Annotated in this window: 1 protein-coding gene; it reads right to left on the bottom strand. The window is 53.7% G+C overall.

Annotated features, from left to right (window positions below; translation table 11 throughout):
- The coding region (locus E0D98_RS26820) for a hypothetical protein (protein ID WP_131891703.1) at nucleotides 1-255 on the bottom strand (255 nt) is incomplete at both ends.

Here is a 255-nt window from a genome sequence, read left to right as displayed (position 1 = left end):
CTACGTTCTCCTGTGGTTTATCTTTAGCCGATGGTTCAGGACTGGCCTGCTGCACTGGCTGAATCTCTGCAGGTTCAGAAGGTGAATCTGTTTCTGCTGTGCCGGTGTCGTGAGCCGTGGTCGTAACCGTGGCGTCAGCATTGGGTTCTTGTGCTAATACATTTCGGTCGTCAGTGGTGGCGGCAGAGGTATTCTTTGCGTTGCTGTCAATGGCAGAAACAGCATTCACCTGCGGTTCATTCGGGGAGGCTGTCC

The organism is Escherichia sp. KCJ4928, assembly GCF_004352695.1.
Classification (GTDB): domain Bacteria; phylum Pseudomonadota; class Gammaproteobacteria; order Enterobacterales; family Enterobacteriaceae; genus ECMA0423.
The sequence above is the reverse complement of the archived record's forward strand: the minus strand, read 5'-3'. Positions and strand labels throughout refer to the sequence as shown.